The sequence below is a fragment of the Campylobacter concisus genome, from assembly GCF_002913545.1.
GTDB lineage: Bacteria > Campylobacterota > Campylobacteria > Campylobacterales > Campylobacteraceae > Campylobacter_A > Campylobacter_A concisus_AV.
On record NZ_PPBR01000094.1, the window covers coordinates 62,866 to 78,834 of the forward strand.

A 15,969-nucleotide genomic window follows, 5' to 3' on the forward strand; every position below is an offset into this window, starting at 1 on the left:
AAAGCTTTAACGCTAGCCAACTTGTTTGAAAGCATCTTTTAAATCAAGTCGTCCCTCATAGTAAGCTTTACCAACGATCACTCCAGCTATCTCTTTTGTCTCTTTAAGTGCCAAAATGTCGTTTATATCGCTCACACCGCCACTTGCTATGGTCTCAAGCTTGCTGCTTCTAGCTATTTGCAAGCTAAAATCAACATTAACTCCGCCAAGCATTCCATCTTTGTTAATATCGGTGCAAATCACAGCTTCTACACCCACATCTGCAAATTTTTTTGCAAGATCGACTGCTTTTATGTTTGAAACCTCGCCCCAGCCTTGCACTGCCACATAGCCATCTTTGGCATCTATGCCAACTACGACTCTGTAAATTTCAGCCATTTTTGCTGTAAATTCTGGATCACGAAGCGCAACTGAGCCAAGGATCACTCTGCTAACTCCAAGGTCCAAATAGCGCTTTATACGCTCTTCATCCCTTATGCCACCGCCCACTTGCACCTTTAAATTTGTAGCTTTTACTATCTTTTCGATCGTATTAAAATTTATAGCTTCTCCCGCAAATGCTCCGTCAAGATCGACCACATGCAGCCATTTTGCGCCGTAATCTTCAAACCTCTTAGCAAGCTCGCTTGGCTCACTGCTATAAATTTTAGCACTTTGCATGAGCCCTTTGCTAAGCCTAACTGCCTGCCCCTCTTTTAGATCTATCGCTGGGAAAATTTCCATCACAACCTCGCAAAATTTTCTAAAATTTTAAGCCCAACCTCATGACTTTTTTCTGGATGAGGCTGAAAACCAAAGACGTTTTCATGCTGCACCGCGCTTGTAAATTCATATCCATAAGTTGTCTTTGCAAGCGCAAATTTATCATCACAGATTACATGGTAGCTATGCACAAAGTATAAATACTCAAGCTCTTTTAATCCTAATCTTAAAGGGCTATTTTGTTTAAACTCGAGTGTGCTCCAGCCAACGTGTGGGATCTTTAGTGGTTTATCAAATTTAGCTTCATCAAATTTAACAACCTCGCCTGGCAAAAGAGAAAGCCCCTCATGCTCGCCAAATTCAAAGCTTTTTTCAAACAAAAGCTGCATACCAAGGCAAATTCCTATAAAGGCTTTTCCATTTTTTACAGCCTCTTTTATCGCTTCATCCATGCCGTTAATCTTGAGCTTCTTCATCGCCTCGCCAAATGCCCCAACACCTGGTAAAACGATGTAAGAGTGCTCTTTTAAACTCTTGGGCTCGCTTAGTAAAACGCACTCATGCCCAAGAAATTTAAAAGCATTTATCACGCTTTTGATGTTTCCAGCACCATAATCAATAATAGCGATCATCTGTTCTCTTGTCTTTTTACGCTAAAGAGATAAAAGCTAAGTGCCGCCATTAGCATAGCCACACCGCCTATTAGATAGATAGCGTTTATGATATTTTCAGGTGCAGTGATAGCAAATTTAAAGACTAACATGAGCGCCTCGATCGCAAGTGCGATAATGATAGAGCCGATAAATCTCACCATTGTCTTATAAATAACGCTATTTTCTTCGTGATTTTTACCTAAAACCTCTTCTTCAAATATCGTCTTAACAAGGTCAAAAATGGCAAGAGCCAGCGTTAAAATGATGGTTGATTCAAAAATTTCTTCGACATTTATATGCTCGATGCTCTTTGAGATAAAGCTCTTTACGCCGTGCCAAAATAAAAATGCACAGATCATAAAAAGCGATGCACAAAAGAGCGCATAGACTGTCTTTAAAAATCTACCAAAATGCTCCTCGACAAAGCCGCTATCGACCATATTTAGGATATTTTCTAGGCTTATGTCAATGCAAGCGATAAATTTAAGCTCATTTTTTTCATTATATATAGGCACGCTTGCTGTGACACACAAACCTCCATTTAGACTTGATGGATATGGATCGCTTAAAACGCACCTTTTCTCGCGCACAGCGGTGTAGTAGTAGGCTTTATTTGCGCGGTTTTCGCCTTTTGGGATTTTATACTTTTCATTTAGGCTGATCGAGTCTTCGATCTGTATGCCATTTTCGTCTAAAATGTATAGTGCATCAAAATTTTCTATCTCGTGGCTGATCTTATCAAAGCCAGCTTTTATGTTTTCTAAGCAGACTCCAGGCAGTCTGTTTGGTAAATTTCTACTAAACAAATAGCAGATATACGCTCTTGCCTTGTATCTCGTGTCACTAAATCTCTTAATATCTTTTATAACCAAAACTAGCCTTTTAAATTTAATGCATGGTTAAACTCTGGCACGATCACCTTAAGAGCAGGTGCTACCTCGTCATCTTCAAGCTGCAAAAGCCCATTTATCTGTGAATTTAAAAGGGTCAGATCATAAGGCTGTGAGTGCGTCACAAAGATCGACTCATACTTAGTTTGAACGTCATCTTTGTTGATAAGCAGCTCCTCATAAAGCTTCTCGCCAGGTCTAAGTCCTACAAATTCAATGCCTAGATGCTCTTTATTTGAAAGCAGAAGCATCTTTTTAGCAAGATCAACAATCTTAACAGGCTCGCCCATATCAAGCACGAAAAGCTCTCCACCTTTTGCGATAGAGGCCGCTTGAAGGACTAGCTGGCACGCTTCAGACGTAAGCATAAAATACCTTGTGATCTCTGGGTGAGTGACGCTTAGTGGCTTATTTGCAGCGATCTGTGCTTTAAATTTAGGTATGACTGAGCCACTTGAGCCAAGGACGTTACCAAAGCGCACACAAACTATCTCGCACACGCCTGCTTCATTTGAATTTAGCGCATAAAGCTCGCAAACACGCTTAGTTGTACCCATTATGTTTGTTGGGCGCACTGCCTTGTCTGATGAGATCATGACAAATTTCTTAGCACCATATTTTTTAGAAAGATCGACTGCATTTTTTGTGCCAAGGATATTGTTTTCAACTGCTGAGCGAGGATTTAGCTCACAAAGTGGCACGTGTTTGTAGGCTGCAGCGTGGATGACGATCTCTGGTCTAAATTCTTCAAAAACCTCTTCAAAATCTTTTAAATTTGTGATATTTACAAGCTTGCTAACAGTTCTTTTATCTCTTGTATCTTCGCCTATTTTATAAAGGTTAAACTCACTGTGCTCAACCATTATAAGCTCACTTACGCCATATTTCAAGCACTGCTTACAAATTTCGCTTCCTATGCTGCCACCAGCTCCAGTGACAAGCACTTTTTTATCTTTTAAGAAATTTGAAATGGCTTCTGGATTAAGGTCTTTTGGCTTTCTAGCGAGCAAATCTTCGATCGAGATATCTTTGATCGGCTCATTTTCGATAAGCGAAAAGAGCTTCATATCTCTTATGCCATATCCAGTTAGCTCATCAACTAAAGCTTGAAGCTCGTCTTGATCAAGCGCTAGTGCGATGATAGCAGTCTTTGCGTCGTAGTCTTTTATAAGGCTTGGTATATCTTTTTTATCTTGAACTAAAAATCCATCACAATATGTGCCAACAAGGTCGCTTCTGCCATCTACCACGCCAACTGCGTAGTAGTCAAGGTATCCCTGCTTTAAGCCGCGCAAGACATGAAGCGCCTTTGAGGTCGCGCCTATAACGATACAAGGCTCACCCTTGTGAGGTCTGTTTGAAAAGTCAAGCACCATACGCTTTGAAATTCTCAAAAGCCCGATAAGTAGGCACGAGATGAGAAGATCGATAAAAATGACGCTTCTTGGGTAAGGATTTAAAAAATCTTGTATGATGAAAAATACGATCGTAAATAAAATCGCCGCGCAAACGTGAGCTAGGAAAATTTTACGTGCTTCATTTAAGCCAAAAAATCTCCACGGCACCTTGTAAATTTTAAACATCCACATAAAAAAGAGCTTAAATACGATCAAAAAGCCAGCCGTTACAAAAAGCCCTTGCACGTAGATATCTGGGATGTCGGCGTTAAATCTTAAAAGATAAGCCGCATATATCGAAAGAACAAATATAAAAACATCGCCAAGAAGGAAAAATACGAGCCTTTTTAACTTCGTTGCATGAAACATTTACGCATTTTCCTTGACTATTTTTATCACTCTTTCTTGTGTCTGCTCGCTCATATCGCTGCCGCTTGGCAAGCAAATTCCTCTTGAAAATAGATCTTCGCTATATCCATCGACAAAGCTTAACGCACCTTTAAAGACAGGCTGTAAGTGCATAGGCTTCCAAAGTGGCCGGCTCTCGATGTTTGCATCAGCTAGTGCTTTTATAACTTTTAAATGTGCATCTTTTTTAGCAAAAACGCCAGTTGTGAGCCATCTGTTGCCACGAGAATTTGGTAGCTCTGGCATAAATTCTAAAATATCGCCAAGCTCTTTTTCATAAATTTTAAATACTTTTCTCTTTTGCTCGACTCTCTTTTCTAAAACCTCCATCTGAGCCACGCCAATAGCGCCTAGGACGTTGCTTAAGCGGTAGTTGTAGCCATAGTCCTTGTGCTCGTAGTGAAGCAAAGGTTCTCTTGCTTGCGTGCTGTAAAATCTAGCTTTTTCTACAAATTCGCTATCTCCAACTAGCATACCGCCACCTGAAGTAGTGATGATCTTGTTGCCATTAAAGCTATATCCACCCATCACGCCAAATGTGCCAAGTGCCTTGCCGCCGTAAAATCCACCAAGCGCTTCGGCTGCATCTTCGACCAAGGCGATGCCCTCGTTTTGGCAAATTTCGCAAATTTCTTTCATCTTTGAAGCTTGTCCGTAAAGATGAGTAACGACTAGCGCTTTTGGCTTTTTAGGCAAATTTGAGATCGCTTTTTTAAGTAGCTCTGGGCTTAAATTCCAGCTCTCGTCGCAGTCGATGAAAACTGGAGTTGCCTTTTCATAAAGTATCGGCGAGACTGAAGCCATAAAAGTAAAGCTAGAAGCTAGCACAAAGTCGCCCTCTTTTACGCCAAGGACGCGAAGTGCTAGGTGAAGTGCCGCAGTTCCAGCGCATAGTGCAAGCGCATCTTTGGCACCAGTGTAAGCTTTTATGCTATCTTCAAATTTATTGACATATTCGCCAAGTGGCGCTATGTAGTTGCTTTCAAAAACTTTTTTTATATATTCCTGCTCTTTTCCACTCATATTTGGTGGAGATAAAAAAACCCTATCCATTTTCATACCTTTCGTGATTTTTTGGCGATTTTAGCACTTATTTTTAAATTTATATCTTAGCGCGCTCACATGCAGGCACGCCATACGCCTTTATGCCGTCCTTTATATCTCTAACGACCACGCTTCCAGCGCCGATGATGCAGTTCTTGCCGATACTTATGCCTTGAATGACGCTTGAGCCAATGCCAACGTGCGTAAATTCACCCACGCTCACATTTCCAGCAAGGGCTGCATTTGGGCTGATATGAGCAAATTTGCCTATCACGCACTCATGCTCTATCACCGCGCCAGAGTTTATGATAGCGCCCTCTTTTATGCGAGCTTTTGCGTTTATCACGGCATTTGGCATGACCACTGCGCCTTTTTCTATCACAGCACTCTCGCTCACAACCGCACTTTTATGGATCAAATTTACTATCTCAAAGCCAGCGACCTCGACCTTTTGGCTGATCTTTTGCCTTGTTTTATTATCGCCTATGGCTATTATGATGTCAGCTTTTTCAAGCTCTGGGCTAAATTTACACTCACTAGCATCATCTAAAAAAGCTATCTCATCATAGCCGTTATCTCTAGCGATGTCAGCGATCACAAGCCCATGCCCACTCGCTCCGTAGATGTAAATTTTCTTAGTTTTTGCCATTAAATTTCTCCGTCGTAGCCTGCCCCTCTTTGCTGACACCACTTCGTTTTAGCACCTTTTCGATGGTCTGCAAAGCGATCTTTACATCAAGTATAAAGCTTAAATTTTTAGCGTAATAGACGTCGTATTCAAATTTTTTCTCCCAGCTTATGGCGTTTCTGCCATTTACCTGAGCTAGACCCGTGATACCAGGGCGCACGTCGTGGCGGTGCCTTTGCGTTTCGTTATAGATGGGTAGGTACTCGACCAAAAGCGGCCTTGGTCCAATGAAGCTCATGTCGCCTTTTAGCACGTTAAAGAGCTGTGGTAACTCATCGAGGCTAAGTGAGCGGATCAGTTTGCCAAATTTACCAAGACGCTGATCATCTGGCAAAAGCTCGCCATTTGCGTCACGCTCATCGCTCATCGTCTTAAATTTATAAATTTTAAAAATTTTCTCATTTAGTCCTGGTCTTGCCTGTGTAAAAATGACATCACGACTTACCTTAAAATATATAAATATCGCCGTTGCTATGATGATGGGCGACGTTAAAATAAGCAAAAACAAAGCCCCCAAAATGTCAATCACCCTCTTTAAAAAATTTCTATACATCTATAAATTTCCTATAAATTTCTATATATCTTTTCGCGATTTGCTTCTCGTCGAATTCACTAACTGCCCAGTCTCTGCCATTTTGCCCAAGTTTAGCGCAAAGCGCTTCGTCATCAAGCAAAATTTTTATCTTACTAGCAAGATCACTTGCGTCTTTTACCTTGCATAAAAGTCCGTTGTAGCCGTCCTTTACTGCCTCATTACAGCCTGTCACGTCGCTTGCAACGACTGCTTTAGCCATGCTCATCGCCTCTAAAACCGTTCTTGGAAAGCCCTCTTTATAGCTTGGCAAAGCCAGCAAGTAAGAAGCTTTTAAAAGCTGTGGTATGTCGTTTCTAGCGCCAAGATATCGCACCTTGCCACCTTTTAAAAAGCTCTCGTCTGCGGTTGATTTATTACCAGCAAAGCCCTCGCCCACAAAGACAAATTCGCAGTTTTTGTAGCCATTTAAAATTTCTGCTGCCTCGTAAAATTCACGAACGCCCTTGTGCCACATGGCTCTGGCGATCATGAGAACCACCTTTTTTTCACCCAAGTCAGCTGCCTGCGTGATAGCTGGGTCAAATTTAGCAGTATCGACGCCGACACTTTTTATGCGATACACCTTGCTTTTATCTATCAAATTTCTTGAGATTAGATAGTCTGGATCCGCGTCATTTACGAAGATGCAAGCATCAGCCTTTGCAAAAGAGAGCTTATAAAGGCTCTCCATGACAAAACGCACGGCCTTTGTCTTAATATCATCATCGATATAAAAGCTGCCAAGGCCTTCAACCAAATTTATCACGTGCTTTATGCCAGCGTTTTTAGCAGCAAATGTGCCAAAGACATTTGACTTGTGAGCGCCAGTTTGCAGCAGGTCTAAATTTAGCTCGCCTAAAATTTGAGATAGTTTTTTTGAGTTATTTATCACGGTTAGCGGATTTAGGCTCGCCTTGTCAAGCTCGTAGGTGATGGTGTGAAAGCTTTTAGCAAGCTCATTAGTGAAATTTCCTTTTGGAGCGATAGCAAAAACCTCATGCCCCATATCTTTTAAAGCCTGCATTATAGGGCGTCTAAAAAAGTGTATGCTCATATCAGCGTGGCTTAAAAATCCTATCCTTGCCATCTCTACCTCTTTAGCCTATAAACTTTTGCCGCCCCATCAAGTATGACTGGCTCAAAGACTTTTGGATCGTATCTTTCAAGCACGAAAAGCTGGATGTAGGCGCTATTTAAAATGCTCTCATCAAGGATGATAAATCTACCATAATCCCTCATAAAAATGACAGAAATGTTTGAGCTTTCATTATTTTTATACTCTTTTACGTTTAGCTTGCCAGCCTCGTTGTAGTCGGTCTCTATAAAAGATCTTAGTGGTAAGACATTGCCATCATAGATCAAATTTGTGACATCACTTGTTAGGGTAAATCCACCACTTAGCCTAATGCCCTTTTCGCTTTGTGAGATCGCTCTTGTGGTTATAAAAAGTCCATTGTTTAGGTTTTTACCACTTTTTAGATCGATCTTGCTAAACTGTAAAATGGTCGGGAAGATGCTAAGCATCCTATCTGGCAGGTAATAATATATCTCTCTGCTCTTTGCTGGTAGGCTAAAATTTGCCTCTTTTATCTCGCTAAAAAACTGATCGACGCTTAAATTTCTATCTTTTAAAATTTGAGCCAAGTTGCCATTAAAGTGCTCTTTGAAATTTCGCTCAGTGTATTCGACATCGAGCCTTGCCATATTTGCCGAGCTCATCTCGTCGCTTCCAAGCGCAAAGCTCACGGCAAAATTTTCACGCCCAAGGTGCTTTCCGCCGTCAATTAGTGTCTTAACATCGCTGTAATATCTAATCGGATATCCATAATCCCACCACGCAACCACGTAGTCCTCGCGTCCTGCGATGCTTCTTAGCTTATTTAAAATTTCAACCTCTTTATTTACAAAGACTGGCTCGGCCTTGTAGCCATAGATGTGAATGAGCGCTGGAGCAAGCACAAGAGCCGCTATGAAGGCTCTTATGAGATTTAGCACGGCTCCTTTTAGCTTTAAATTTGCAAGCACAAACTCTACTAAGTAGCCAAAGCCAAGTGCCATGATAGGCACAGCATAAATGGTAAATCTAAGGCCACTTTTAAAGGCCAAAAAGCCAAGTGCAAGCATGCCAAGCGAGACGGCAAATGAGCGGTGCTTGTAGCAAAACAGCGCAACACCTGCAAGCGAGATCAAAAATGTTATGACATTTGCGCTGATCCTCTCGCAAAATAGCGTAAAATCAACGACGCTTGACTCTTGGATAGTTTGATTGACATTAAAAAAGTGAAAGCTCATGCCGCCAACTTCAGGCGCATCTCTAAAGACGTAAAATTTAAGCTGAAAGATTATCGGATTTAGCCCACCACGGATGACAAAAATAACAAAGATAATTGCCAAAATGCCAAGAGCAAATTTTAAATTTATCACCTCTTTTTTAAGTAGGCAAAGTGCGTAAATAACGATGACAACAATAAATTTAAGAGTTAGATCAAGGTTTGAGATAGCGAGTAAAAGCAGCGAAATTTCAAGATAAAAAAGTGGATTTTTCCTATCAAAAATGAGCGTATAAAGTAAGAATAGCCCAGTTAAAATGCTAATAAGCGAAAAGGCGCTCATATACCACCACATATAGATAAGCACGCTTAAAGGTGCGATTATCAGGCTCTTTGCGTCCTTTTTCTCAAGCACTCTAACAAGCCCCCAAACGACAAAGACGCTAAGAGTGATGATGAGCATGTCGGTGTCGTAGTAACCAGCCATTGTGCGGTTGTAGTAGCTATTTGCGATCACAGCAAGAAGCGCAGCGATGAAGCCAGCCATTTTTACTTTGTATTCATTTGCGATCAAGATAACAGGCACAGCCACAAGCGATGAGAAAAAGACACTCATATAAATCATCGCCGTCTCAAGCTTGACACCTAGAAATTTCACGATCCAGTAAGTAAGTGTCGAGAGCGGATAGCCATAGTAGCTAAGGTCGTTTTCTTGGTGAAAGCCAGCCAGCATGTCCCTTGCACCCTCGGCAAATGCGTAGCCGTCGTTTGTGCTGATCATCAGCTCGTTGTTCCAGAAAAAGACTGGATACTCACTCGCCCAAAAGACCCAGTAAAGCCTGCAAACCATGCCAAAGATGACTGCGGCAAATATCATAAGGTATAAAGAGTAATTTTTAAAAAATAAATTTCTATTCATTAGGGTTTTCCAAAAAATTTATAAGCTTGCTCGCTATGTTTTCACTATCAAAAAATTTAGCCCGATTATACGCAACATTTTCAAAATTTTGCCTTATTTCTGGCTCGTTAAGCACCTTTATCATCGCCTCTTTCATCGCATTTTCGTCATCAACAGGCACTAAGATGCCAAACTCGCTATCGCCCAAAAGCTCCTTTGCGCCGCTCTTGTGCTCGGTTGAGATGATGGTTTTTTCGCACGCTAGTGCCTCCAAAAGCACATTTGAAAAGCCCTCAAAGCGCGAAGCACAAAGCAAGCAAGAGGCGTTTTTTATATGCCTAAAAGGATTTTTATCAGTGCCAAGAAGCTTTACTCGCTCGCCCACGCCAAATTTGTCTATAAGATTTTGCAGCTCATCCTTTAAAGGCCCTTTGCCAAGGATGCCAAGCGTGGCGCGAGGGTCGCTAATCGAAGCTATTATTTTTATTAGCATGGCTTGATTTTTACCGCTATCAAGGCGGCCGATGTTTATGAAAAATGGCTTAAATTCGCTCTTAAGCGGCTCATCTTTTAGCAAATTTATAGTTTTTAGATCAAGGGCGTTATAAAGCACCTTTGTCTTGTCCTCGCTCATGCCAAAATTTCGCACCAGATCCTCTTTATTGCCAGCCGCATTTGCAAGGATTAGATCAGCTTTTTTATAAAGATGAGTAAGTAAAAATTTATTAACTCTGCCGCTTAGATCGTTTTTATATAGGATAGACGGGCAGCTTCGCTCGCTGATAACCAGCCTAGCCTTTAGCCCTAAAATCCTAGCAACCCCAGCGATATAGCAAGGGCGGTTCATCAGCACAAACTGCGTGTCGATGTTTAAGCTTTGACAGAGCTTTTTATACTTAAAGGCAAGCATTGGCATCGCTAAAAAGAGCCTTGCAAGCTTCTTTAGTCCGCTCTCGTAAGGATCGCTATTTTCTATAAAGTGGATCTGCACCTCGCTTGGGATCTCGTAAGCGATGACCTTGCTCATTAAGATGAGATGAACTTCATAACGTTTTACCAAAAATGGCAGTAAATTTGCCACATTTCGCTCAGCCCCACCAGGCCCCATCGAGTATAAAAAAACGGCTAATTTTTTCACTTGCTAACAACCTTTTTTATAAATTCTCGCCACTGTTTGATGATATTTTCTTTGCTAAATAAATTTACACTTTCGCTGGCATTTTTTGCTAGTTTTTGCCTTAAATTTTCATCTTTTAAAAGCATCTCAAGCTTCTCTTTTAGATCATTTGCGTCGCCATTTTTAAAGATAAGCCCGTCTATGCCCTCTCTAATAAGCTCTCTTGCGCCCACGGTGTCGCTACTTAGCCTAGCGCAACCAAAAGCGCCTGATTCGATTAGCACATTTGAAAGCCCCTCACTTCTTGAGCTAAGAGTGAAAATTTTTGCCTCGCTATAAAGCTTACTAACGTCATTCATGTGACCTAGAAATTTGACGTTAAGCCCTAAATTTGACGCCATTTGCTTCAGTTCAGCTTCTTGCCTGCCACTGCCTGCGATCTTTATCTCCCAGCCATCAAGCAAGCTCTTATCTACCTTGCTAAGCGCCTCAAAATAGATATCATAGCCCTTTACCGCCTCCAGCCTTGCCACGCTTAATATGACGTTTTGCTTCTCGCAATTTTCAGGCACCTCGATAAAAAGCGGGTTGTGGATGACCTCGCGATTTTTGGCAAATTTATAGTAGTCGTAGTCGCTTTTACTTAGCACGCTTAGACCATCTACAAAACGGTAGCTAATATCACGCATAGCGCTTGCGATCTTACTTTTTAGATAGCTGTGCTCGTGATGCTCGGTTGCTATTAGTTTGCTCCTTAGCCCAGCATTTGCCAGCACGCAAGCGACATTTGTCCAGTCGATAAAGCTCATTATCAGATCAGCCCTTTGCTCCTTAAAAAGCGCTCTAAGAGCGAGGATTTTTTTAAATTTTAAAGCAAACCCTGAGCCAGTCACATTAAGATTTATGATATTTATCTTTTCACTAAATTTATAAAGCCCAAGGTCCTCTTCAAGCAAGGCGATAGTGATCTCATTGTCTTTGCAAAGCTCATTTGCAAGTACGTTTAGCACACGTTCAGCCCCACCATTTCTAAGTGCGGCGATGACAAAAAGAATTTTCACTTCACACCTCCAAGCCTTAAAAGCTCCAGCCATTTTTTATAAATTTGCTCCACGCTAAACTCATCAAGTCTAGCTCTTGCGTTTTTGGCAAATTCGCCCATTTTTGCCTCATCTTGCAGCAAATTTGCAAGCTTTTTGCTCATCTGATCAGCGTCATTTATCTCGCAAAGCAAGCCATCAAAACCATCTTTTATAAGCTCTTTTGCCCCGCTAGTTCTCGTCGCAACCCGCACGCAGTCATAGTTTATCGCCTCTATCAAGGTGTTTCCAAGACCCTCGAAATTTGAGCAAGAGAGTAGCACTTTTGCTCTTTTATAAAGCGAGGCGATGTCGCTAACGTTGCCTAAGAATTCGACATTTGCGCCCAAATTTTTGGCTAAATTTTCTAAATTTGCCCTCTCGCCGCCATCTCCAGCGACAGCAAATTTATAGCCGCTTTGCTTTAAGCTTGCAGCCACTCTTACAAACATTTCGCAGTTTTTTATCTTATTTAGCCTGCCAACAAAGATGACTAAATTTTCTTTATCAAAGCTCTCTCTTTGCACCTCTTCAAAGAGTGGGTTGTAAATTTTCATCACATTTTTGCAAAATTTCGAGTAATATCCTAGATCCTCGTCGCTTAAGACGCTAAGTGCGTTTGCAAATGGATAGCTAATGCGTCTTAGCACCTTAAAGATCGCCCTTTTTGGCGCAAGGTAGTTTGTGTGCTCGCTTATTATTATAGGCGTTTTTAGCCCAGCTGAGCTAAAGAGCACCAAGGTATTTACGGCGTCTAAAAAGGATATCACAGCGTCAAATTTACCCTCTCTTATGAGCGCTCTTAAGGCAAGCACCTTTGAAACTCTCTTTTTTAAATTTCCAACAAAGCCAAGCTCATCAGCCCCAACGCCTAAATTTATGAGCTTCACGCCACTTGCTAGCTCGTAAAATGGCTCGTCTTTGTCAAATTTAACAAGGCTTACATCGTGATCCAAGCTAAATCTTGATGCGATCACCGCGCAAACTCGCTCCGCACCGCCACTTCTAAGCGTTGATGTGACAAATAATATCTTCATACGCCAAACCTTTGTTTGATCTTTACTCTAAGCCTTGAAAGTGCCGGTAAAAAGCCACTTGGGAGCGGACTAAGCAGTAAAAATATAAGCGCTTCTTTACTAAATTTAATGCTAAGACTTTTAAAGATGCACCTTAACATAAGGCCATATTCGCCAGCGATTTTGGCATAGTAAGCGGCATTTTTATACTGCATAGCTAGAAATTTTGGCTCATTTTTTATAGCGATGTCGTAGTGCAAATTTGCTGTTTTGATGTAAGCGTTTGCCACGTTTAGCGCGTGCTTGCCAGCATTTAGCGTCGCACTATCGCTTCTTGCGATGCGGTAGATGTAAAGTGGCTTTTTAAGATAGAAGACATTTTTTTCAAAAAAGCGGATATAAAGCTCATTTTCGCCGCCAAAACTGCTCTCATCAAACCTAAAATCATCTATAAATTCACGTGAAAAAAGCTTAAAATACTCGCCATTTATCCGCCCGCAGTGGTAATCAACCTTGCTCATCGCCCCACTCTTGCTATATGGGCTTCTACCAGCCACGACCTCGGTCAACACGCCATCTTTTTCGCAGATCGCGTCTGCAAAAACGCACGAATACTCGCCACTTTTTAAAATTTCATAGCACTGGGCAATCGCCTCTGGCAAAAGCTCGTCGTCATCGTCAAGCAAGCAGACAAACTCGCCTTTTGCGTTGTCAAAGCCATTATTTTTGTTGCCATTTGGGCTCTTTTTGTGAGCAGTGTTTTTTACAAATTTGATCCTTGCGTCGTTAAAACTCTTGCAAATTTCACTCGCACTCTCGTCATCGCCGTCGTCGGTTACAACTATTTCTAAATTTTTATAGCTTTGAGCTAGAGCGCTTCTTATGGCCTTTTTTAAAAGCTCTGGACGCTTGTAAGTCGCGGTTACGATGCTGATTAATGGCTCGCTCATTTAGCCCCTTTTAAAAATTCTCTCATAGCCTTGAAGCTTTTCAAGCCTTGAGAAAAGTATAAATTTAAATGTTTTTATGTATGCCTTTAAATTTGCGCTGTATCCTCTCTCAAGGCGCTCGCCCTCGATGTTTGAGCCACTAAGATCAGTTGGGTGCGCAAAAAGATCGCAAAAATACATCTGCATATCATTAACGCCGAGCAAATAGTCCCAAACATCTGTCGTGCAAAGCGCACGTTTATGAATTTCTAGCAAATTTCTAGCACTTTTTTTGGTTAGCACATATGCCCCTGCTCTATAAATGCTTGAAAATGAGTGCTTTGATACCTGCCAAAGTGGCTTACTTAGGCTAGTATCTACCTTTTTACCAAAGGCGCTAAATCTGCCCTCTAGCCCATCTTGCATGCCACATATCAGCACGCTATTTTCAGGCATCTTGCTAGCTGCTAAAAAGGCCTCTTTTATGGCTAGGTCACCCCCTATCACGTCATCTTCAAAGATGAGGGCAAATTTGGCTTCACTTGCCAAAAATACCTCATAAGCTTTCACGTGCGAGAGCGAGCAGCCAACCTCTGCTGGGCTTAAAACCTTGCCATAAGCTTTAAATGACGGCGAAATGATCTTATAGTACTCCCTCGCGTTTAGCTCCCTGCCATCAACTGCGTCTATTAGCTTAAAGCTATCATAAGAGCCAAATTTCTGCTGCAAAAGCTCGCGCCTTTTGGTATCTTTTGCCAAAGAGATCAGGTAAATTTCATTCATTTAAGACCTTTTAAATTTTTTTAAAATTTTACGCCAGACTATGCCTCGCTCGAAGGCATTAAAAAACAAAAAATATCCCAAAACATAAGCTGCGCTGGCGTATATCGCAGCAAAGATAGCAAATTTTAGCCAGTTATCTAGGCTCACAAAGTCCTTGCAGGCAAACATCGTAAGCACGCAAAGCGTAAAAACGGCTAAATTTTTAAAATAAACCCCGTAAAATGTGGTGAGCTTTACCTCTAAATTTAAGGCGGCATTTATGAGGTCAAAGCCAAGAATTCTTATGCTATAAAAAATAGCTGCGACGATGACGATGCCATAAACGCCGTAGTCACTAAATTTAAGCAGTGCGATCTGCGCTATGATCGTGCTAACGCCAAGAATGGTGTTGGCAATGGCTGGTCGGCGAAGCTTGTTTGTCGCGCTATCAAGGTTAAAAAGCGAAAAAACAAAGCTTATAAACACAATCGGCACAAGCGTTATCATCGAGACGTTGTAGATAAATTTAACCTCATCTGCGCTTTTAAAAGGTAGCCAAAGTGTGTAAAAATCAAGCCCAAAAACGACGAAAAATGCAGCTGGAGCGCTCATCACAAAGGCGATCACCTTCATCGAAAATTTAGCCTCTTTTATGAGGTCCGTGATCAAATTTTTAGAGTAAAGCTCGACAAATTTTGGCGCAAAGATACCGCTAAGCTGCGCTACAAAGCTCTCCAGTATGATAGGGGCGGCCTTAGCAACTGATAGAAGGCCAGTGGCGTTTGCATTTACGAAAATGTTGCAAATAAATAGGTCCATGCCTGTTAAAAGTATGCGGTTTAGCGCATTAAAGCTATTCCAAATGCCAGAGCTTAGAAGCTCTTTGATCTTAGAAAAGTCAAATTTACTAAGGCTAAATTTTAGCTCTGGCGTGATGCGAGCTGACATAAAAATGGTACTAAAAAAGACAAAAAGGCTAGCAACTAGCGCTGAGATGGCGATGTATGAAATGAACGGCTTAAAAAAGAAAAAGAGCGCCACGATAAGGGCTGCTAGGATCGCGCTTGAGATGGCGTTTCTGATGGAGAGTAGATAGAGCTTGTTTGTCACAAAAGCACAAACCGTCAAAACGCCGTTAAATAGCCCGACGCAGAAATTTATAAAGTAAAAAACAAGGGTCATTCTCACGTCAAAGAGTAAATTTTCAGGGACGTTTAAAAAGCTTTGCAAATTTAGTATGAAAATGGAGCTAAGCACCACCACAACGGCGCAAAAGAAGATATTTACAACAAGGACTGATGAGTAGTAGGTGTTTGCAAGGTTTAGATCTTTTTTGTGCCACGCATGAGCGACAAAGCGCCCGCTGACCGAGTTTATGGCTACACTTATGACCGCTGCGTAGCTAACGATGGCGTTGCTAAGGCCCACAAAGCCAAATGCCTCGTTGCCAAGGCTTTTTAAGATAAATGGCGTAAGAAAGAAATTTATGCCCATTGATACGACAAAAACGACGATCGAGCTTATTAGATTGATCAGCATTAG

At 41.5% G+C, this 15,969-nt stretch carries 15 protein-coding genes; all 15 read right to left on the reverse strand.

The window, feature by feature from the left end; genetic code table 11:
• Positions 1 to 12 precede the first annotated feature (12 nt).
• The 15 genes from hisA to CYP05_RS06240 are packed head-to-tail and all read right to left on the reverse strand — an operon-like array spanning position 13 to position 15,966.
• The gene (hisA, locus tag CYP05_RS06170) at positions 13 to 723 is read right to left on the reverse strand and encodes a 1-(5-phosphoribosyl)-5-[(5-phosphoribosylamino)methylideneamino]imidazole-4-carboxamide isomerase (RefSeq protein WP_103642320.1); all 711 of its coding nucleotides are present in this window, start codon (positions 721 to 723) and stop codon (positions 13 to 15) included.
• A complete protein-coding gene (hisH, locus tag CYP05_RS06175) occupies positions 723 to 1,334 on the reverse strand; it encodes an imidazole glycerol phosphate synthase subunit HisH (protein WP_103642321.1) in 612 nt (203 codons plus the stop codon). Before hisH ends, hisA begins: the two co-directional genes overlap by 1 nt.
• Positions 1,331 to 2,227 (reverse strand): PDC sensor domain-containing protein, encoded by an 897-nt coding sequence (locus CYP05_RS06180; RefSeq protein WP_009294679.1) that lies wholly within the window; start codon positions 2,225 to 2,227, stop codon positions 1,331 to 1,333. The genes hisH and CYP05_RS06180 overlap by 4 nt, the downstream gene beginning before the upstream one ends.
• Before the next feature lie 2 nt (positions 2,228 to 2,229).
• Positions 2,230 to 4,011 (reverse strand): UDP-N-acetylglucosamine 4,6-dehydratase (configuration-retaining), encoded by a 1,782-nt coding sequence (gene pglF / locus CYP05_RS06185; RefSeq protein ID WP_103612397.1) that lies wholly within the window; start codon positions 4,009 to 4,011, stop codon positions 2,230 to 2,232.
• Positions 4,012 to 5,103, reverse strand: a complete 1,092-nt coding sequence (gene pglE, locus CYP05_RS06190) for a UDP-N-acetylbacillosamine transaminase (protein WP_103642322.1) — start codon at positions 5,101 to 5,103, stop codon at positions 4,012 to 4,014.
• A gap of 49 nt (positions 5,104 to 5,152) precedes the next feature.
• On the reverse strand, positions 5,153 to 5,743 hold the full coding sequence (gene pglD / locus CYP05_RS06195; protein ID WP_103612399.1) for a UDP-N-acetylbacillosamine N-acetyltransferase: 591 nt from the start codon (positions 5,741 to 5,743) through the stop codon (positions 5,153 to 5,155).
• Positions 5,730 to 6,335, reverse strand: coding sequence for an undecaprenyl phosphate N,N'-diacetylbacillosamine 1-phosphate transferase (gene pglC, locus CYP05_RS06200; protein WP_103612400.1), 606 nt, complete (start codon positions 6,333 to 6,335; stop codon positions 5,730 to 5,732). Before pglC ends, pglD begins: the two co-directional genes overlap by 14 nt.
• Positions 6,328 to 7,443, reverse strand: a complete 1,116-nt coding sequence (gene pglA, locus CYP05_RS06205) for a N,N'-diacetylbacillosaminyl-diphospho-undecaprenol alpha-1,3-N-acetylgalactosaminyltransferase (protein ID WP_103642323.1) — start codon at positions 7,441 to 7,443, stop codon at positions 6,328 to 6,330. The genes pglC and pglA overlap by 8 nt, the downstream gene beginning before the upstream one ends.
• Before the next feature lie 2 nt (positions 7,444 to 7,445).
• Complete coding sequence (locus CYP05_RS06210) at positions 7,446 to 9,545, reverse strand: STT3 domain-containing protein (protein WP_103642324.1); 2,100 nt, start codon at positions 9,543 to 9,545, stop codon at positions 7,446 to 7,448.
• Complete coding sequence (gene pglJ, locus CYP05_RS06215; protein WP_103642325.1) at positions 9,538 to 10,662, reverse strand: N-acetylgalactosamine-N,N'-diacetylbacillosaminyl-diphospho-undecaprenol 4-alpha-N-acetylgalactosaminyltransferase; 1,125 nt, start codon at positions 10,660 to 10,662, stop codon at positions 9,538 to 9,540. The genes CYP05_RS06210 and pglJ overlap by 8 nt, the downstream gene beginning before the upstream one ends.
• Positions 10,659 to 11,702: a glycosyltransferase gene (locus CYP05_RS06220; RefSeq protein WP_103642326.1), complete on the reverse strand. Its 1,044-nt coding sequence runs from the start codon at positions 11,700 to 11,702 to the stop codon at positions 10,659 to 10,661. The genes pglJ and CYP05_RS06220 overlap by 4 nt, the downstream gene beginning before the upstream one ends.
• Positions 11,699 to 12,757, reverse strand: coding sequence for a glycosyltransferase (locus tag CYP05_RS06225; protein ID WP_103642327.1), 1,059 nt, complete (start codon positions 12,755 to 12,757; stop codon positions 11,699 to 11,701). The genes CYP05_RS06220 and CYP05_RS06225 overlap by 4 nt, the downstream gene beginning before the upstream one ends.
• Complete coding sequence (locus CYP05_RS06230) at positions 12,754 to 13,686, reverse strand: glycosyltransferase family 2 protein (protein WP_103642328.1); 933 nt, start codon at positions 13,684 to 13,686, stop codon at positions 12,754 to 12,756. Before CYP05_RS06230 ends, CYP05_RS06225 begins: the two co-directional genes overlap by 4 nt.
• Positions 13,687 to 14,448 carry a glycosyltransferase family 25 protein gene (locus tag CYP05_RS06235; protein ID WP_103642329.1) on the reverse strand — a complete coding sequence of 254 codons (762 nt, stop codon included), beginning with the start codon at positions 14,446 to 14,448 and terminating at the stop codon, positions 13,687 to 13,689.
• Entirely contained in the window at positions 14,449 to 15,966 is a 1,518-nt protein-coding gene (locus tag CYP05_RS06240) for an MATE family efflux transporter (RefSeq protein WP_103642330.1), read from the reverse strand.
• Positions 15,967 to 15,969: the final 3 nt, after the last annotated feature.